Raw genomic sequence first — 18,824 nt, 5'->3', positions numbered from 1 at the left:
AACCCTCTTTCTATATACTTAATATTAATATTCTTAATAACTATTCTATTTTCCCTTCCAATAAGTCAAATATCATATTAATTTCTCCAATTCCACCACTATGACCAAAGTAAGAATTTAAACTTGTCGGAACTAATTGCATAGTTTTCATATCATTACATTCATGCCATGTAAGTTTATTCTTCTTTACTAAAGTTTCTAAATCATATGGTAGTATTCCTGTCTTAGCTGATAATTCTTTATAAGCAGCTTTAAAATTATATCTCCTAGCATCATTATTTTTACCTATTCCTCCGCTCATCCCATTAATATTTACATTTGCCCATGAAACATCAGTAAAATCAACCTCTCCATTTCTATATTGTATACCATTAAGCCCATATTTCTCAAGCTCTTTTTTTATCTTTTCAGAACTTGGAATATACTTAGATTCAGCACGTTCACCGGTCCACTGACCTCTATCTCCATCTTTAGATGTTTGATTATACTTCTTATTATATGAGTATTCATCAAAATTAGTTTCTTTATTACTCCCTGTTGGACATTTCGCATATCCACTAGGATCAAAATACCCCACCGGATTATTTCCACAATAACTATAAAGATTTAACCCATCACCTCTATAAACATCCTCCTGAGTAAACCTTCCAATAACAGGATTATAGAACCTAGCCCTCAAGTAGTATTGTTGTGTAATCCCATCAAACTGCTGCCCAGTATAAGTTATCCTATTATGAACATCTTCGGTGCTTTCTAAAAGATTACCAAAAGCATCATAACAATACTCATTTTTTATTTGTTGCTCCTTGTCTGTAATAAAAACTGTACTACCTTGCTCGTCCTGAGTATAATAATATCTATTACTCCCTAAATCTCCATTAGCAATATCAGCAGCTACAACCTCATACCCTCTAATAAATCTAGAAATACAATTATAATCCTTATCAGTTTCAACTAAAACATTTTCCTTATGGAAAATAAATCTTGTTAACTTTTCATTTTCTTCAATCTCACCTCTTAGACCTTCAGTATCATATCTACTAATTAAAGTGTTTCCTTCCTTAGTTATAGCTTTAACCTGCTGGTTTAATGTATTGTACTCGAAGGTGTTTACACCTAGGTTACTTTCTTCCTTTATTGTATTGCCTTGTTTATCATAAGTAAAGTGATTTGTGCAAGAATCTTGATGTAATTCCTTTAGCTGGTTCTTTACATTATAAATATAATTATCTGTAATATCATTTGTTGTTTTTGTTAGTCTATTCCCTACTTTATCGTAGGTAAAGCTCTCTTGTCTCCCATCATAGCTAGAATCCTTTAATCTATTCATGCTGTCATAAGTGTAGTGGTTTTTATGTTTACTACTTACTTTTTCTATTCTATTTCCATTTAGGTCATAAGCATAGTTATAATCTACTAATACCTCACCTGTTGAAGTTACTGTAACTAAGCTCTCAACATTGCCATCACCATCATAGCTATACTTTGTCTTTAAACCATTTCCATAGTTTATGCTTTTTATATTATCATTTTTAAAGTAAGCATAATCTACTACGGTGTTTTCATTGTTATCTTTTATTTCTTTGACCCTATTTGCCGCATCATAACTGTAAATGCTACTTTTACCTGTGATATCTTTTATAGTTTTAATGTTATTATTCTTATCATAAGCATAATTTAAAAGTGTTTTTCCTGATGCACTTTTGCTTTCCAGCATACCTTCATCATTAAAGCTATATTCGTATAACATATTTCCTGTGTATGCATTTTTTAGTGTTCCATCTTCATTATAGTTAAATCTTTGATCTATAATGTTTAAGATTTTTTGCTCTTTTGATATTTCTTCTATTGTTTTTTTATGGTTTTTATAAGCTTTTACAGAAACTATATTTTTATCAATATTGTAAATTCTATCCACTATGTTTTCGTTTCTGTCCTGTTGCTTACTTAAATTACCTTCCTCATCATAATAGAAAAATTCACTATTTCCTTCTTGATCTTTTATCTCTGATACTTGACCTAAACTATTGTAACTATAAGTTATTGTTCCACCATTTGCATCAGTTGTTGTTATAATATTCCCTGCATAATCGTAGGTGTATTTTTCAGTTCCACCTTCTGGAATTACTATTTGAGTTATTCTTCCCCAATCATCTAACATGTAGCTTGTTTGGTTTCCATTCCCCTCAGTGATTCCAGTTATGTTTCCCCTAGCGTCGTATTTATAACTTTGAGCTTTTTTATTTTCTTTTCTGGAGTTTGGAGTTACTATATCCTTAATTTGACCAAGTAAGGTGTAGGTATACTCAACCTTATTGTTTTCACCATCAATTGAGGTTTCCATATTTCCCTTTGGATCATAAGTATTTCTCGTTACTGTTTCTCCAAGGGCGTTTTTTACCTGGATTACTTGACCTTTTAGGTTGTAAACATAGGTTGTACCTAACCCATCGTCTGTAATTTCATCATATTGTTCTGGTAGTATTTGTTTTATTATTCTATCATTTTTATCATAAATTAATCTTGTGGTATTTCCTGAAATATTTTTAAAGTGAGTAAGTCTATCTTGAGAATCATAGGTATAAGTTTTACTTTTTTTATCTTCTTCAAACTTTAAGTCTTTTAATAACTTTTTATTTTCTTTAACTTTTTCGTATCTATCAAGAGCTTTTATGTTATAGTCATTTTCACTTGAGTATTTTTTGTTTATAAGTCTTGCATCTTTCCCACTATATTCACTTAAAGCTATGATATTGCTGGCTTTATCATATTTATATACATGGCTTCTAAAGATATTATTTAAGTCATCTTTTTCGTATTGCTCTATAACCCTATCGATAACATCATATACTCTTCCAATTTCAAAGCCTTTTGGAGTTATTATTTTAGTGGTATTGCCATTTTTATCATATTCATATTTTGTGATTGCCCAGATATTTTTATCCTTATTTTCTGGTGAAATAAACTTACCATCTATCTCTTCTTTCTTTTCAACTAAATTTCCTGCTTTATCATAGTTATAATGAACTATTTTTTCTGTAGTATCATTTATTTTAAAGCTTTCATAAATTTTATTATTTAATGAGTCATATTTGTATCTTGCTTTTGCACCATGTTTATCTTTAACTTCGATAAGTCTATTTTCTTTATCATATTCAAAATAGATTTCGTGATAGTAATTACAATATTCCTCTTTATTAACTAGGTCTGTTCCATGTTTTTCTAAGATTTTGTTGCTATTTTCATCATAGTAATAGCAGGTTAAATTATATTTTTCTTTTTCAACTGCCACCCTTTTTTCAATTAGATTGCAAAGTAAGTCATATTTAAATAAAGTAGAGTTTCCTTCGTTATCTATTTCCTTAATTATATTCCCATGAAGGTCATATTCAAAGGTTTTATCCAGGATTCCTTCTTCATTTATTATAGAAGCTAGTCTATTCATTGAATCATAGATATAGCTATACCCCAGTCCATCATCTATTTTTGCATTGTAGTATTCTGGACCTATGTGTTTTATAACATTTCCACTAGGGTCTAAAACAAATCTTTCTACTCCACCATCTGGGTATAGTGTTTTTATTTTTCTATTATCTTTGTCATAGACATACTCTATGCCTAAACCATTTTGTAAATCCTCATCAAAGTAATTTGGATTTACCTCTTTTATTATGTTTCCTTCGCTGTCTCTTATATTTTTCTCAATTGATCCCATTGGATCTTTTATAGCTAACAGCCTATCCATATGGTCATATTTATAGCTATAATTCCCACCATTTGGCGTCTCAACCCTTATTAAGTTACCCATCTTATCATAAGATTTTGTTGTTTTATTTCCATTGCCATCTTTAATTTCTGATACATAATTTAAATTATTATACCCAAATTCTATAGTTCCATAATCTGTTTCAATTGAGGTATTGCGGCCCACTTCATCATATTCGTATCTGTATACATAATTACTATTTGTAGTAACTATTACTGGATCTTTTCCTTGTTTGTCTTGATCTTCGCTTTCTAGATCATATTCATATTTTGAAGTGTTTTTATTTCCATCTGTTTTAGTTAATATTCTTCCATATGAATCATAAGTGTACCCCTCAATTTTCCACTGCCCAACTGAAATCTTTGTTTTCTCTTCTATTAAATTACCTTCATTATCATGAACGTAAATATTCTCTTTTCCATTGTTATCTGCCTGCTTTATTAAGTTCTGCTCTTCATCATAAACATATTCTGTACTTAATCCATTTGGCAATGTCTCTTTTAATAGACTTCCAAAAGCATTATATTCCTTATAAGTTTCAAAGCCATTCCTATCTTTTGTATAGATTTTGTTTTGATAATCGTCATAATTATATTCCTCTGTGGTTCCATCTTCATAAAACAAATGCGTTATAAGTCCATCTTTATTAAACCTTGTTTTTTCTGTCCTTTGACTTTGTAGGTAATAAAATGTTACTTCCCTTTCTGCATCATCATAGGTTATATTACAAGTATCTCCATTTGGAAAGTCTTGCTTTGTCACTCTTCCTCTAATATCAAAGAAGTTTTTAGTGTAAGTTTGTCCATTTTGATCTGTAATGCTGTTTATAAATCCATTTTCATTATAAGTATACCTTGTTATTCCACGATCAACGTGAACTACTTCTGTTAAATATTGTCCTTCATACTTATATTGAACTATTCTGTTTAGTTCATCTTTAATTTGAATAACTTTTCCTTCTTTATAAGTGAAGAAAAGTTTATAGTTTGAAAAAGTGGTAAGTGTATCTATATTTTCTCCTATATAGGTTATAGAAAGTTCATTTTCATGTTTGTCAGTTATACTTATAAGGTTCCCTAAATTATTATATTTGTAAGTTTTTTTGTCTGCATAGGACTTGAAGATCCATGAATCATCATGACATTTTAATGTATAGACAGTTGCTCCACCTTTATCATTAATAAAGATTCCATCTACTTCAGTAAAGGTTTCAACATGGCCATCTGTGCAAAGTACATTTACAAGCTCATTCTCTAAATACAGATAACTTTCAAAGTTTGTTGTCCATCCCATTCCAAGGGACCCAGTTCTAGTGTTTACAGATTCATATTTTCTTTCAATTTTAAACTCTTCGTGGATATCTGGAAGTACAATGTCTGTTGCTGGTATATATAAACTTCCTGTAGCTCCATCAACTGGATCAGAGAAACATAGTTTATTACCAATGTATTTTTTCAAAATGATGCCTGTTATATTTGCATCTCCTGTTGTAGCTATCTCTCCCGCTGCATTGAATGCCACATCTGACACATTTCTAATTCTGCCTAAATTCTTACATCCAATTTCGAATTTTTCAAGTTTATTCATCATACCCATATTTACGCAAGATAATCCTCCAGACATTATAGCTGAATCTGCATAACTAGTTAAGCTGTTATTAAGTACACCATCTTGTGCATAGTCCATTATTGCATTAATAGCCACATCGCCACCCATATCAACTGCAAGCTTTTTCACTAGAAAAGACCCTGCTCCCCCTGTTAAAACAGCAATTGATATTGCCGCTACCATAACTGATCCATATTTCACTATGTTATATAGGGTTTTATTCCCTCTACAAACTGTATCCAGCAAAAAGTTCCCGGTATCTGAGAAGTCTCCGCTCTGGGCTTTACTATAACTTGTGCTGCCTTGCGCCATTTCGGATACACCTGCAAGCACTGCTGTAGCTCCACCTACTAATGCTACTATAGGACCAAGTGCTAATCCCCCTGTTCCTACTATAACTACCGCTGCTACAGCTATTGCTACCACTCCGATTACTGCTGCAACTAATCCAAATCCCATCTTACTTTTAGCTTCTTGAATCTTTTGCTCTGTTGCATATTTAGCTTGTGCATTAATTTTATTTATTAACTCTGCATCACCTTTATCTCTATTCGCTATACCCTCTGGTAATGGCACTACGTCTTTAATGCTTCCTTCACATATGATTTTAGGCCCTTGCAAAAAAGTTTGATCAGTTATTTGAAGCCCCAGAGTCCCCCCCTTTGACATCTCTATTTTGCTTTTAGCCGAAATTTGAATAGTTTCAGGTCTAAGAGCAGGTGTATCTCCATCTCCATTTCTCATTCCTAGTTCTAAATTTTCTGTTGCTGTAAAATTTATATTTTTACCAGTAAGAGATACATCTCCTGACTGTGCTAAATTCAAAGCTACGCTCCCACTATCATCTGCTTTAAAATTCATATCACTTGGGGTTAGCTTCATTTCACTTCCACTTGGATTTGAAAATGATTTAATATCTGGGTCTTGTATTTTGCTAGCATATTGTGCATTTTCCCCATTACTTCTTACTGCATGGATTGCAATTGCTTCCTTTTCATCATTTGTTGGAAAATATATATGGACTTCACTCTCTTTTTCGGGCATGCAATACCAGCTACTACTCTCAATAGCATAAGTGAAATATTTCTGATTTGAAAACTCCTCGTATACAGGGTCTATTGTGAAATGTACCTTAACATTATTTCCTTTAACTTCTTTTATAATAGCTGGTATGCTCATTCCAAATATTTTATGGTTAGTTTTATAAACAGTTCTAATTCCTCTTTCAAGTACCATTGTGTAAATATTTTTTATTTCTTCTTTAGAAACTTCCGTATGAATTTGGGCTACTTTACATGCAACATTATTTAATACTACTTGTTCACCTAACTCAAAGTCTTTATCGCTTATAATATCCCAAGCTATATATTCTTGTAGGAAATTTTCCTTAAGACCTAATGCATCTCGTTTATTATAAGTATCAATATCTTTTGTAACTTCATATTCTTCTAAAATTATTTTTTCACTTTTATTAATCATTGGTAGTCCAAAATAGAATCTTCCATAATCTATTGTACACTCTGAAATCAAAACAGCATTAAAATGAGATGCAAGACGTTTTAAAAATTGCCAATCTGTTTCTTCATATTGTAGTAGAAAATCTTCTATTAAAGCTCCTTGTGTAACTTCATCTTTAAAGCTTGCTCCTGGGTAACTTTCTAAAACTTTTGCTATCACATCTTTGTAAGTCATACCTAAATTACAAAAAGTTCTACTGTTTTTCTTAATGTCAAAATCATTAGTATAAGAAATGCATCTAATCTCCATTATGTGAAGATTACTTTCATAACTCATATGAACTTCACTTATTTTCCCTATAAACAATGTTTTTTTCATATTTTGTGAATCTATTTCTACAATTACTTTTTCATCTGTGATATTTTTATTTATATATTCGGAGATTTTACCTTCTTCTATTAATAAATTTAATTTTAAATAGCCATGATCATTAATAGCCTGTTTGACCTCTATATTCTCCACCTGCACCGCATCATAAGGTATATCTATTTTAAGTTCCTTATATGTAAGTATCATATAATTCCTCCTTCCTTTTACTCTTCTCTTTGTCCACTTGTATAAAATTTAATTTTTCCACCATAACCACATTGGAGCTTACATCTTCCAAGTAATGCTGGTTTACCGTCAATAAGGACATCTTTTTTACCGTCAATCCAATCTGTAAATATTTGAGCCTTGCATACACCTGCACACATTTCCACTAAATCTTTACCTATTTCCACTTTTGGAGGTTTGGAAAAGAAATCCATAACCTTCTCCGTAAAAGTTTTTGGTTTATCTTTTATGTCGGCTACTATCTTTTTAGCAGCTGCTTGTACACTGGGGTTCTTTGGGCTCATACACACTCCAAAACTTCGCACATTAATGTTAGGTTTACTATCCCCTACATTTAACTGCGGAATTCCATGAATAAGTTCTCCATGACTTGTAGGAACAACAAGATAACTCTCACGTGCTGCATAACTACAAAGAATAACTGCTGTATGTGTAATATAACTATCTTGAAGTTTTTTTATTCTAGCTGCTTCTGCATCAACTGCAGCTTTTGCTTCAGCTGATACTTTCGCATCCTCTGCATCCTTTTTTTCCTTTATTGCTGCCTTTTCTTCTGGTGATTTATTAAGAGAATCCCATGCATTTCCAACATCTCTCTTTAGGTACCCCCCTAAATTGCTTGCTAAGGTACCCATACCCTTTACCGTTTCAACAGTATCTGTTACGCTTTTTTCTGCTTCATATTTAGCTGTTCCTAAAACTGTTCCATATTTTTCTTCATTTTCACTTGCCACTTATATCACCTCCACTTCTTCAAACTTAATGCCAGTAAAATCTCTTTTTAATATACTTTCTACTACATCTAATGAAACTATAAAATAATCTCCTAACCCTGCTTTTATTGAAAATATATTATAAACTCCTATTTTATTACTATCTAATACTATTTTGTCTATATCACCATTCTTAAGATAGGTTGTCTTCTCACTTAACACCTCTAACAAATCTGATAACACTAACTTATAAATCTTCTGAGTTTTTAGTTGCATATTGGTAAATACTACTGTTTTATATATTATTGTATTTTCATACCATTTAAAGATTTCATGAAGTTCATCTGAAACAAGTAATACCGGCGCTTGTAAAAATTCTGGATAAACACTAAATTCTTTTCCACTCACAGGCATGTTTGTAATATCTTTAAAATCATTTTCATTATCTTTTAGTAACATCATCTTTTGACTATTATTAAAGTCTACTAATTTAATTGCATTTTCAAGATTTCTATCTTGTTTTAAAATATAGTACTTCATTCTTCTATTCCTCCAGTTATATATATAGTTTGAAGTTGCTCCGGAGTTAAATATAAAAATGGCACATCCTGTTCACTAAAAACCACCTCTTCTACACTGGCATCTTCAAAAGATACATTATTAAAGATTGCTCCAGTAAAGTCTGAACCTCTAAGGTCTACATTTTTAAAGGTTATATCTTTTAAAATTGACTTTCTAAAATCTACTGCTCTAAGATCTGCATTTTCAAAATTACAACCCTCGATCTTTGCATACTCAAAAGATGTTCCTATTAATTTTGACCTTTTAAATTCACACTTTTTTATATTGGTATCCTTAAATTGAGCTGTAGTTATGTTACTTTCTGAAAAGTCTATGTTATTTAATTTACTTGCCTTGAAATTTATAAATAACATGTTTTGTTTTGTTAAATCACCATTTTCTAAATTGCTGTTGCTCCATACAGAATAAACTAATGGCAATTTTTCCTCAGATACTTTCTTTAATTCTAAAAGGTCTTTCATTATCTTCTCTCTATTATCCATAGCAAATATTGTTTCACTTTGGCCTTGATATTCACTCCATTTTACTGTGTACATATCTGAAAATGACCCGTTTTTTACCCATACTTCCTCATCTAAGTTCCATAACCATATTCTTGCAAGTTCTGACATGCTGTTGTAACACTCTACTACTAGCTCGAAGATTATTTCTTGAATATCATAGAAATTTACCTTTCCCATATAAATATTTTTCGCTTGAATTAATTTTCCCTTAAATTTTATAAATGGTTCGAATAAAAATTTCAAATCAATTTCTTTATAGATGGAGTTCTTATCAAGGTACCACAAACTACTGTATCCATGGATCAATATTTTATAGCTTTCATTTAATATATTAATCCTGAGGAGTTCGAATTGTAGTACCGCTAATTTATAATTCTCATTTTTCCCTTGGTATTTTTTTGCCTTGTCATTTATATCTATCATGCCTTCTATTAGAAGTCCTCGTAATTTTTCTTGATTATTGTCTAAATTTTCTTGAAATTCAGTCTTGTACTCCTCCATTAATCCTTTAACAAAGTGTTCTTTAAAATCCTTTATAGATTCTTCTCTATTCACCTTAACCCCTCCTAATATCATAAGATTAAATCATCTCCTGCGAAGTTTAATTATTATTTACTTTTGTACCTTTTTCGCGTATTTGACCTTCTTTATCAAAATCTAGTCCCCCATTTTTGTCACAAGCAATGGTGATTGATTCTTTTGCACTTATTAAAAAACTTTTCTTAGCTTCAATTTTTATATTCTCACTCGCTTGTACATTTAAATTGTTTTGACTCACAACACTCAATGTTCCGTCACTTTTAAGGCTCATTTCTGCCTGTCCACTATTACATGAGATAAAAATGCCTTCTGGTGTGAGTTTTACTTCCTTATCCTGCGCTGTTCTTAAATATTTATCATCTGGATTCCCCATTCTATCTTCCCCACCACTTGGGCCAACCTCATATCCACTTACCGAACTAATGACAAAGGCCTCATCTTCATCTTTTGTTGGGAAATACACTTTTACACTATCGCCTTTTTCAGGCATACAATACCATCCACTTCCATCCTTTGAGGCAGACATTGTGGAATATTTAAACCAATAAGCTTTTCCTTCGTCTTGAGATTTATCTATCTCCAAATGTACTTTTACTAGGTCGTTTTGAACGCCAATAATCTTCCCCTCAATGGAAGTTCCTATTATTTTTGTGTTATATAATTTCTTTTGTCTTATTCCATTTTTTATTCTTAGTTTATAGGTATTTTCTAAGATACCATCCTTCATTTCATAAATACCTTCATATACATAAAAACTTTGATTTTGTAATTGTATGTTATCTCCCAAATTCAATATTTCATGATTTTGTATTTTATAAGATATATAATCTATTTCCTTTGCATCTTGGAGGTGATTTTGTAACATATATTGATAATCTATTATTTCCTTAAAAACTTCATAACTTATATTTTGTGTCTTTAACTCTTTTTTTTGTTCTTGAGCACCTATATAATATTGAATGCCTTTGTAATCTTTTGTGGGCAATATTCCTTGATTATACTTGGAAGCTATTCTCTTTATAAACTGCCAGTCTGTTTCTTCATATTGAATTAATAATTCTTTCATTGGTTCATTTGGTATATTTACAATATACTTTGCCGACGCATAGTCACCCATTATTTGATTTATTAACATCTGTGTTGTCATACCTACATCTTGAAATGATCTAGATTCTATTTTTATATCCATTAGATAAGACATACTCTTTGCTTGCAAATTAATACTGTAAACTTCATTATCTACGTTTATTTTTATATTAGTCACCACGCCATAAAATAAAGTTAAATCTTTATCTCCAGTACAATAGACTTCAATAGTTTTGTTTTCAGTAGTTAAATTAATATCTTTATCTTTTTCCTCATTTTTTAAAACTCCAGTCAACTCTAAAGTTGCATGATCATTAATAGTTGTTGTTATCTTAAGGTTCTTAATTGATTCTATATTGTATCCATTAACCCTAAGGTTTTCATAAACAATTACTTCCACCTTATCATCTCCCATTTCCTCCCCCTCCTAATTAACTTTCATCAACTTTATACTAGCTTTTATAAGAAGCTCCCAGATATTAATATCTTTATAAAAACAATTGTAATTGCCAACTAATACCGATCCTTTCTTTTCTCTATAAAAAATCAAATTATAAAGCTCACCTTTACCTGTTGGCGTCTTGTAAGTTCCATAAGATATTTTAGAAGTTCCTTCTCCACATTCACCCTCTTCTAGCCATTCTAAATAAAGCTCCATATCTTTAAATCCTTTTTCCATTCCTTTTTTAAATTGAGCAAAGGTTTTTTTTTCTGCCCCTTTACTAATATAACTTCCAGTAAAACTCACACCATAAGATTCATTTACTAATGTAACTCCTTCTTGAGTGTTAACTTGCTCAACAAACCATTCTACAGGCATAGGAATGTTTATTTTACCTTTTAGAAATAGCGCTCTTTTAAAATTGAATGTTTCTCCTTCTAGAGTTACTTTCCCAGTCTCTATTTGCGTTATTACGTCTTCAAGGGTAATCTCATTAATGCTTTCCTCAGTATCCTGTTTTGTACCTTGTGCTACTTTTTCATGCTCTTCTCTTTCATTTTGCATTCTTTGTTCTAACCTTAGTTTTGCTATTTTCTCATCTATATTACTCATTTAAAATTGCACTCCTTTTATACCTTTTGACCTCATATTATATATTTCTTATCCATTATTGTGAACTCTAGTTCCATTCAATAAAATTTCATCGCCTTCTGTCATTATCATGTTACTTCCTGATTCACATAGAATATCAATACCATTTACTGCACTAATAGAGAGCTGATTTTCTGCTCTCAAAGATAGACCTTTAGCACATGCTAAGTTAATATTTTTTTGTCCTATAACGTCAATTGTTCCATCATTATTTAAATTAACTCTAGCTTGTCCTCCATTACATTCGATCAGTACCCCATTTGGAGTAAATTTAACCTCTTGCCCTGAATCAGTCTTCAAAGATTTATTATCAGGATTTGACATTCTATCATTTTCATCTGGTTTATCCGCACTATGTGTAGCTATCGCATTAATTACAAATGCACGTTTTTCATCTTTAGTTGGACAATTCACTCTTATTTTCTCACTTATTTCAGGCATACAATACCATCCTCCACCATCTGGTGATCCTGCTATTGTAGAGTATGGAAACCAATAAGCATTCCCAGAATCCCGGCCCTCATCTATTTTAAGACTTACCTGTACCCTATCTCTTTTAACCCCAATTATTTGTCCATCCAATGAAATACCAATAACTTCTTGATTAAATAATCTATTTTGTCTCAATCCACGTTTATTTTGAAGTTTGTATTTATTACATAAAATACCTTGCTTTAATTCATTACACACAGAGCTCACATAAAATGATGAATTCTTAAAGTTAATACTACTGCCTAGTTTTAATATTTTATGACTTTGAACTTCATATATTATATAATCTGTTTCGTTTGCATCTAACAGATAATTTTTTTTCATTTCTTCATAGGTATCAATTTCTTTGTATACATTATAACTATTTATTTCTAAATCCTGCTGTTCTAAATTTTCTGGAACACCACAAAATAACTTTATATTGGGAGTCTGTATTTCTGAGAACAATCCTTGATTGTATTTTGATATAATTCTTCTAATAAATTCCCAATCTGTTTCCTTATATTGAAGTATAAATTCTCCAATAGGAACATTTGGGATATTCATTACTACATCTGCATTGCTATATAAACCTATAACACTTTTTACAAGCTTATGAGAAGTCATATTTACATCTTGAAAAGAACAGCTTTTCTTAACTACATCCATTAAATATGTGAAACTATAAGCTTCAACATACAAATAATATACATCCTTATTGGCCTTTACCTTTACACTTGAAATAATTCCGTTAAATATAGAGTTTTTATTTCCTTTATCATCTTTGTAATGCACTTCTATAGGAGTATTTTCTTCTGTAGAATATATATAAGTCTCTCCTTTATCTTCTGGTAATAGTCCAACTAACTCTAACTTTGAATGATTATTAATAGAATTAGTTATTTTTAATTCCTTTAGATACTTAAGTTCAAATGCACTTATTTCTAAATTATCATAAGCAATGACATTAGTAGCCATAATACCCCTCCATTCTTATAAAGTTATTAATTCTTTAATTTATTTATACATCAACTACTATTTTTTTATAACCCATCCTACCTTTATTACTAGCGTTTTTTCTCCCGCCCTCTATTTCATCTAGTATTATCAATAAATTCTCATAAATCTGCTCATTTGAATAATCCCTTAATTCTAGCTTTAGACGGCTTGCTATATAATTTAATAACAAGTCCCGATCTACTACCTGTTGTGATTGCATACATTGCATACAAAAACATATATCTAAGGCATTGGTTAGATTATATTGAAAAGCTTTTTTTGCAAAATATCTTAAAATAATTGGTGATAGACTGCTTTTCTCATATGCTGCAAATGGACTATTTATAATATTTATAGTGTCATACTGCGTTGACATATCTTTAAAACTGACATAATCAGTTCTAAGAATAGCTCCTGTTTTTGCGTTAAATCTGCATAATTCAATTTCATCGCACTGATTATCTAAATTGTCATCTATATATATTTGAGCTTCCCACTTAATAAAATCCTTATCCCTTGTCTCATCTGAAAACTTAATTTTTAATATTACTGTATTATTTGTACGGTAATATGGAATAATACACTCTTCCTTTAGCATGTAGATCATATCATTATGCTTAACTATCCCCTTGTCCACAATAATATAATCCTTGTTTGCTTTTATGCTACATCCAGACAGTATCCCACTAGAATACTGTGCAAGTCGTATATCCATAAACTCCCTTGGAAGATCTCTTAACTGCTCTAACATTTCTATTTTTAATATTCTACCTTTGTTAAATAAAGGATATGTATTGAAAAACAAGTTATCCCCTCCTCACCTTTATTTTAGACCATCGAAGAAATTTGTCTCCCATTCATCATTTTCAAAGGAGAAAAACGCTTCTTTTCCCATAAGTAGCCCTTCATCTTTTCTTAACACAGACAGTACAGAAAAGCCCCACTCTTCTTCTCTTGCCCATACGAAGAATTTCACTTCATCATTTACGATGTTGTCTGTATCTTGCTGCGTAATTACATCAGGGTACATTTTAACTACTTCCTCAGGAACAATGCGCTCAAAGTCTTCAGGGTTCACCTCATAACTATATTCATACCTTGTACAATCATTTGTGTCTTTAAGGTATAGTTTAAGGATTATTCTTTCCATAAACCGTGATATAGTCCCCTTTGCCCTATTTCTATCTACACTGTGAATTAATATTTTTTCTTCTCCAGTGTGAGTGAATGCACTTATGACATAAGGCAATGTAGGCATTTTACTGGAAAGCATAATATTTGCATATCCATATTTTTTTGCCTGCAGATATTTAAGTGATCCTCTGAGACATGAAAGTTTTAAATCATAATTTTCTTTCCCATCTTTTTTATTTCTTTTAAATTGAATTATTTTTCCAGGTATGAATTCTTTTAATGCTTCTTTAAAGATTTCAACCTTGCATGATTGTCCCGTTAATTTTATTATCGAATAATCAAATAATCTATCCTCATCATATAATTTTCCTAAAAACTTTTTTATTATATTATATATATCTGCCTTTAAGAGTACCGTAACCTCATATATGTTTAGCTCAATTTCTGGTGGTTCCTTTACAGTTTCTAATAAACCGCTGTTCATATATGATAATTTCCATTTATCAAATCCAATAACCGTTCCTTCTATATTATGCTTTTGCTGCGATGTTAGAAGTACTTTTAGGAGGCTTGGATTATTAAAAAATTCTTTTTTAACGCGCTCAGCAAGATCAAAAAGAAAATAGTAATTGCTTTTTACCTTATAATAATCCTCACGGCTTTTATCTTCATATTCTTTGAATTTTGTGGGTATTATTGACTCCACATTTTCATACTCCTGGCTGAGTTTTTCATATATTTTTAATACTCCATTCTCATCAACAAATCTAAAAACATCTACATCAAATTCTTCTAAAATAACGTTTCTAATATCTCCATTATCTTTCATAAGTTCTCTCGCCATTAGTATTTTTATAAATTGCATTATTCTAAAGGTCAAATTGTTTCCACCAAAATCTGTATCACCATTTTCATAAGCAGTTTCTATATCTATCTGATAGGACACTCGATTGTTATATATTGTGAAGTTACAAGATGTTAAATCTGTAGTTCCCCCTCCACAATCTATAATAAGAGCCTTATATTTTTCACCATCAATGTACTTTTTACTTTCAATAAGCTCTGATATTGTATTAAATAATACTGCTGCACCTTCTTCTAAGGTGTCTTCATTTTCTACTACATAATCTTGTAATATCTCTTTAAATAACATGTAAAACTTGTACTTTTGCTTTGCGGGTGATGATATATGAATATTTTTAAAATTATATTTGTATTGTTGTTTTGCTAGATTTATAACATATTCTAAGTACGCTTTTATAATATCTTTTCTCTTAACAAATGCCCATTTGCCATGGATATCTATGACTTTTTCCATTTTTTCAAAGTCATTTACCCATCTTTTAATATCATAAAATATGCTAAGTCCATCATCTATATAGCTTATCTTAGATGTTTTCACAGCATCATATCCAAAGATATATTCAATGTTATGATCCTCTATAGCTTTAATTCCTACTATACTTGGAATTAAAAAGGTAACTTGCAAATTTTCCTTAGCAACATCTATGACTTTAACGAAACTTGCTTCATTATCTATATAGGTGCCCGCTGTTGTGCTAGATGTACCAAAATCTATAGCAAGTGGTATATCTGTATCCTTCATTTTCTGAATTTCAAATTGTAATATAGACATAGAATAAAACTTAACATGTTTTGGGTTAAGTTCTTCAATTCCATAATAAATATTATAGAGTAGTTCGGACTCAGCTTTTTCGAAATATAAAAGACTGTAATGCTTGTTTTTTGACTCCATACCAGGAATCTCTCCATCTTTCACAATATAGTATTTTTTTTCGTTTTCTTCCCTAACTGCTACAAGATTAAAAATAGTACATACCTCGAACTTGTTATCTACTAAAATCATATTTGACTCATCCAATTTGTTATTGCAATTCACTCTATAATCATCAAAAACCTCAGTATTTAGAGAGTCATAAATAGTGATTTTAGCTGGGCATTGTACGTTTTTCTCATCTAATATAAGCTTTTGTGCTCTTTTTAAAAAATCTTGCACTCTTTGCATACCATCTTTATCATATTTTCTAATAAAAAGGCTCTCTTCTATACCTCTATACCTCATAATAAGCCTTATTAGCTCGTCCTTATCTAAAGGATTAATAATGCTTTTTACCAACTTTTCTTTATAACATATCTCTCTTAATTGAAATGTGGTCATAAGTCTAAGCTCTTTTTCTTTATATTTATTATTTTGAAATTGACCCCTTGAATTGTCTTTATGCAACTTATATGAAAGTGTACTCATATCATCATCCTTAACTTTAGATTAATTTATTACTATTCCATCTAATTTCATAGTTTTATCAATGCCAACAATACCAAAATGTTTATCCCAATATATAGTAACATCCATGTTTATAGGTAGAAATAGATTTATTATTACATCTATTTTTCTTTTTAATTTTTGTGTTTTTGATTTTGCTAAATAAATTAGCAGCTTTTTATTATGATCATTACTTATGTATACTATATTATTTGTAAATGTTTTTCGTATTATCTTATTAAATAAATGTAATGATTCTCCAGTAACATATAAAGTAATTAGCCCACTCAATAAATAATCTATTTCTTTTTTATTAAATTCATTTATATTCTCAGATAATTCATAACCAAAAGAACCATTACGTATATCTTTCATGATAATTTTTTTGTAATACTCATTTTTACATAATCCTTGCATGAGATCTATTTCAGCCAAAAAGTGTATTACTATATCAAAAAATGTTTCTATTAACTCTTTGCTTTCATCAAAATTAACATCAAGCAACTCACCAAAAATGTGTTGAAATCTATAATATGCATTTATTTCAATAGTATTATCACTAGGAAGTGAATTTGCATTAAGGTCTTCAAAGGCAATTTCCATATAGGGACTATATACTTTTGCCGGTACAAACTTTATATTTTCCCTTAATATATTTTGTTTATCAGCTTTTAAGAGTATATCCCAAATATAATTCATATTAATATTCCCATACATTTGTATTCTGGGTATAGCAGTTGAACTTCCGACACTAAGAAACTTAGAATATCCCGCGTTAAATAGTAATTTTTGTCTTTTGCCTTAAAATATAGTTTTAATACTTTTTTAATGTTATCCTCGCGTATTTCATCAATTATAAAATAATTCATATCATAGGTTTCAGCATCCATTTTTATTGATTTATTCACTAATTTTAAATAATGAAATTCTAAATGGTTGGATACTTCAAAAGAATTAATAATTCTAATTAACTCCGCTTTTGTTTTTATATTACTGGAATTTTTGGCAGCGAAACTATTTATAAAGCTTGAATTCCTAGCGTTTGACATTATATCATAATTATATTTTTCCATCCTTGCACTACATGGCGAAATTACTTGACATACATTCCAAATCTTAGATTCTGCATCCGCTGAAGATATTATTAGAGAGTCTCTAGTATGAATCCCATACCTCATTTGACACATACTATTTTGAACCAAGTATCCATGCTGCGCTCCATATTTTTCTAAAGAGATAACATGTTCATAATTAATAGTATCTTCACACGGCATTGGAAACCCCGTACTTTTCAATAACAGCTTTTTCACATTCCAAAGTGGAATCATATCGTATATAACGAATTTAGTATATTCCCCAAAATCTACATATATCTTATTTATAGGTTCCTTAATTTCCTCTTCGCAACTTAATAAAACTACATCAGCTATTTTTGAAATATATGGTATATTCAATGTTGACCAAGGTACATTATTATCAATAAAGTTTTTATACAACTGAGTTACTTTCGCTAAATACTCTGTGTTCTTTTTCAAAGTGAAATTTGCTTCATAACTTCTTTCTTCAGTTTCGATAGTTCCTTTAAATATTTTTTCTTCCCGAATAATATCTCTATATATTAAGTAATCACATTCTAGAAATACCTTAAACATCAACACTTCTTTGTTTTTGGTTAGATACTTTAAAATAATTTTTGGATCATATACTTTTTCTTCCATATCTTCAGGTAAAATGGGGCATAGAAATTGATTTGTCGGATCTATTTCTTGCCTTTTTTGTATGTTACTATAGACATTATAGTTTCCCTTGGAACACTCTATCTCACTAAATACTCTCTTTTCTAAGTCATCATATCTTGACTTAGAATATTCCTCTAGTGAAATGAACACACCATTTAAAACCTTCTTTAACAATAACCTATCGTTTAAATTATCAATACTATTTAGTTTTTGGTATATTTTATCATTCATTT

11 protein-coding genes are annotated in these 18,824 nt (G+C 30.3%); all 11 read right to left on the bottom strand.

The annotated features are described in order from the left end of the window. Window positions 1-40: 40 nt before the first annotated feature. The 11 genes from A7L45_RS09735 to A7L45_RS09685 are packed head-to-tail and all read right to left on the bottom strand — an operon-like array spanning window position 41 to window position 18,822. Window positions 41-7,408 carry an RHS repeat-associated core domain-containing protein gene (locus tag A7L45_RS09735; protein ID WP_071612597.1) on the bottom strand — a complete coding sequence of 2,456 codons (7,368 nt, stop codon included), beginning with the start codon at window positions 7,406-7,408 and terminating at the stop codon, window positions 41-43. A 17-nt stretch (window positions 7,409-7,425) separates the two neighbouring features. Then, window positions 7,426-8,181, bottom strand: a complete 756-nt coding sequence (locus tag A7L45_RS09730; RefSeq protein ID WP_071612596.1) for a DUF4280 domain-containing protein — start codon at window positions 8,179-8,181, stop codon at window positions 7,426-7,428. Further along, on the bottom strand, window positions 8,182-8,700 hold the full coding sequence (locus tag A7L45_RS09725) for a hypothetical protein (RefSeq protein WP_071612595.1): 519 nt from the start codon (window positions 8,698-8,700) through the stop codon (window positions 8,182-8,184). Then, entirely contained in the window at window positions 8,697-9,800 is a 1,104-nt protein-coding gene (locus tag A7L45_RS09720; RefSeq protein ID WP_071612594.1) for a pentapeptide repeat-containing protein, read from the bottom strand. The genes A7L45_RS09725 and A7L45_RS09720 overlap by 4 nt, the downstream gene beginning before the upstream one ends. Before the next feature lie 46 nt (window positions 9,801-9,846). Continuing rightward, on the bottom strand, window positions 9,847-11,286 hold the full coding sequence (locus A7L45_RS09715; protein ID WP_071612593.1) for a phage baseplate assembly protein V: 1,440 nt from the start codon (window positions 11,284-11,286) through the stop codon (window positions 9,847-9,849). Window positions 11,287-11,298: 12 nt separating this feature from the next. Continuing rightward, a complete protein-coding gene (locus A7L45_RS09710) occupies window positions 11,299-11,925 on the bottom strand; it encodes a hypothetical protein (RefSeq protein ID WP_071612592.1) in 627 nt (208 codons plus the stop codon). A gap of 48 nt (window positions 11,926-11,973) precedes the next feature. Next, complete coding sequence (locus tag A7L45_RS09705; RefSeq protein WP_071612591.1) at window positions 11,974-13,413, bottom strand: hypothetical protein; 1,440 nt, start codon at window positions 13,411-13,413, stop codon at window positions 11,974-11,976. Window positions 13,414-13,456: 43 nt separating this feature from the next. Beyond that, window positions 13,457-14,239, bottom strand: a complete 783-nt coding sequence (locus tag A7L45_RS09700; RefSeq protein WP_071612590.1) for a hypothetical protein — start codon at window positions 14,237-14,239, stop codon at window positions 13,457-13,459. An 18-nt stretch (window positions 14,240-14,257) separates the two neighbouring features. Continuing rightward, window positions 14,258-16,834 (bottom strand): Hsp70 family protein, encoded by a 2,577-nt coding sequence (locus A7L45_RS09695; protein WP_071612589.1) that lies wholly within the window; start codon window positions 16,832-16,834, stop codon window positions 14,258-14,260. A 21-nt stretch (window positions 16,835-16,855) separates the two neighbouring features. Next, window positions 16,856-17,551, bottom strand: a complete 696-nt coding sequence (locus A7L45_RS09690) for a hypothetical protein (protein ID WP_071612588.1) — start codon at window positions 17,549-17,551, stop codon at window positions 16,856-16,858. Beyond that, window positions 17,548-18,822 (bottom strand): normocyte-binding protein, encoded by a 1,275-nt coding sequence (locus A7L45_RS09685; protein WP_071612587.1) that lies wholly within the window; start codon window positions 18,820-18,822, stop codon window positions 17,548-17,550. The genes A7L45_RS09690 and A7L45_RS09685 overlap by 4 nt, the downstream gene beginning before the upstream one ends. Between the last annotated feature and the right edge of the window lie 2 nt (window positions 18,823-18,824).

The sequence above is a fragment of the Clostridium estertheticum subsp. estertheticum genome (assembly GCF_001877035.1).
Classification (GTDB): Bacteria; Bacillota; Clostridia; order Clostridiales; family Clostridiaceae; genus Clostridium_AD; species Clostridium_AD estertheticum.
Note: the sequence above shows the minus strand (reverse complement) of the source record. Positions and strands in the feature narration are given on the sequence as shown.

Bases quoted from the DNA above. Each gene is read 5' to 3' on its own strand.
- A7L45_RS09735 (WP_071612597.1), bottom strand. From the start codon at position 7,408: ATGATACTTACATATAAGGAACTTAAAATAGATATACCTTATGATGCG.
- A7L45_RS09725 (WP_071612595.1), bottom strand. From the start codon at position 8,700: ATGAAGTACTATATTTTAAAACAAGATAGAAATCTTGAAAATGCAATT.
- A7L45_RS09715 (WP_071612593.1), bottom strand. From the start codon at position 11,286: ATGGGAGATGATAAGGTGGAAGTAATTGTTTATGAAAACCTTAGGGTT.
- A7L45_RS09710 (WP_071612592.1), bottom strand. From the start codon at position 11,925: ATGAGTAATATAGATGAGAAAATAGCAAAACTAAGGTTAGAACAAAGA.
- A7L45_RS09705 (WP_071612591.1), bottom strand. From the start codon at position 13,413: ATGGCTACTAATGTCATTGCTTATGATAATTTAGAAATAAGTGCATTT.
- A7L45_RS09695 (WP_071612589.1), bottom strand. From the start codon at position 16,834: ATGAGTACACTTTCATATAAGTTGCATAAAGACAATTCAAGGGGTCAA.
- A7L45_RS09690 (WP_071612588.1), bottom strand. From the start codon at position 17,551: ATGAATTATATTTGGGATATACTCTTAAAAGCTGATAAACAAAATATA.
- A7L45_RS09685 (WP_071612587.1), bottom strand. From the start codon at position 18,822: ATGAATGATAAAATATACCAAAAACTAAATAGTATTGATAATTTAAAC.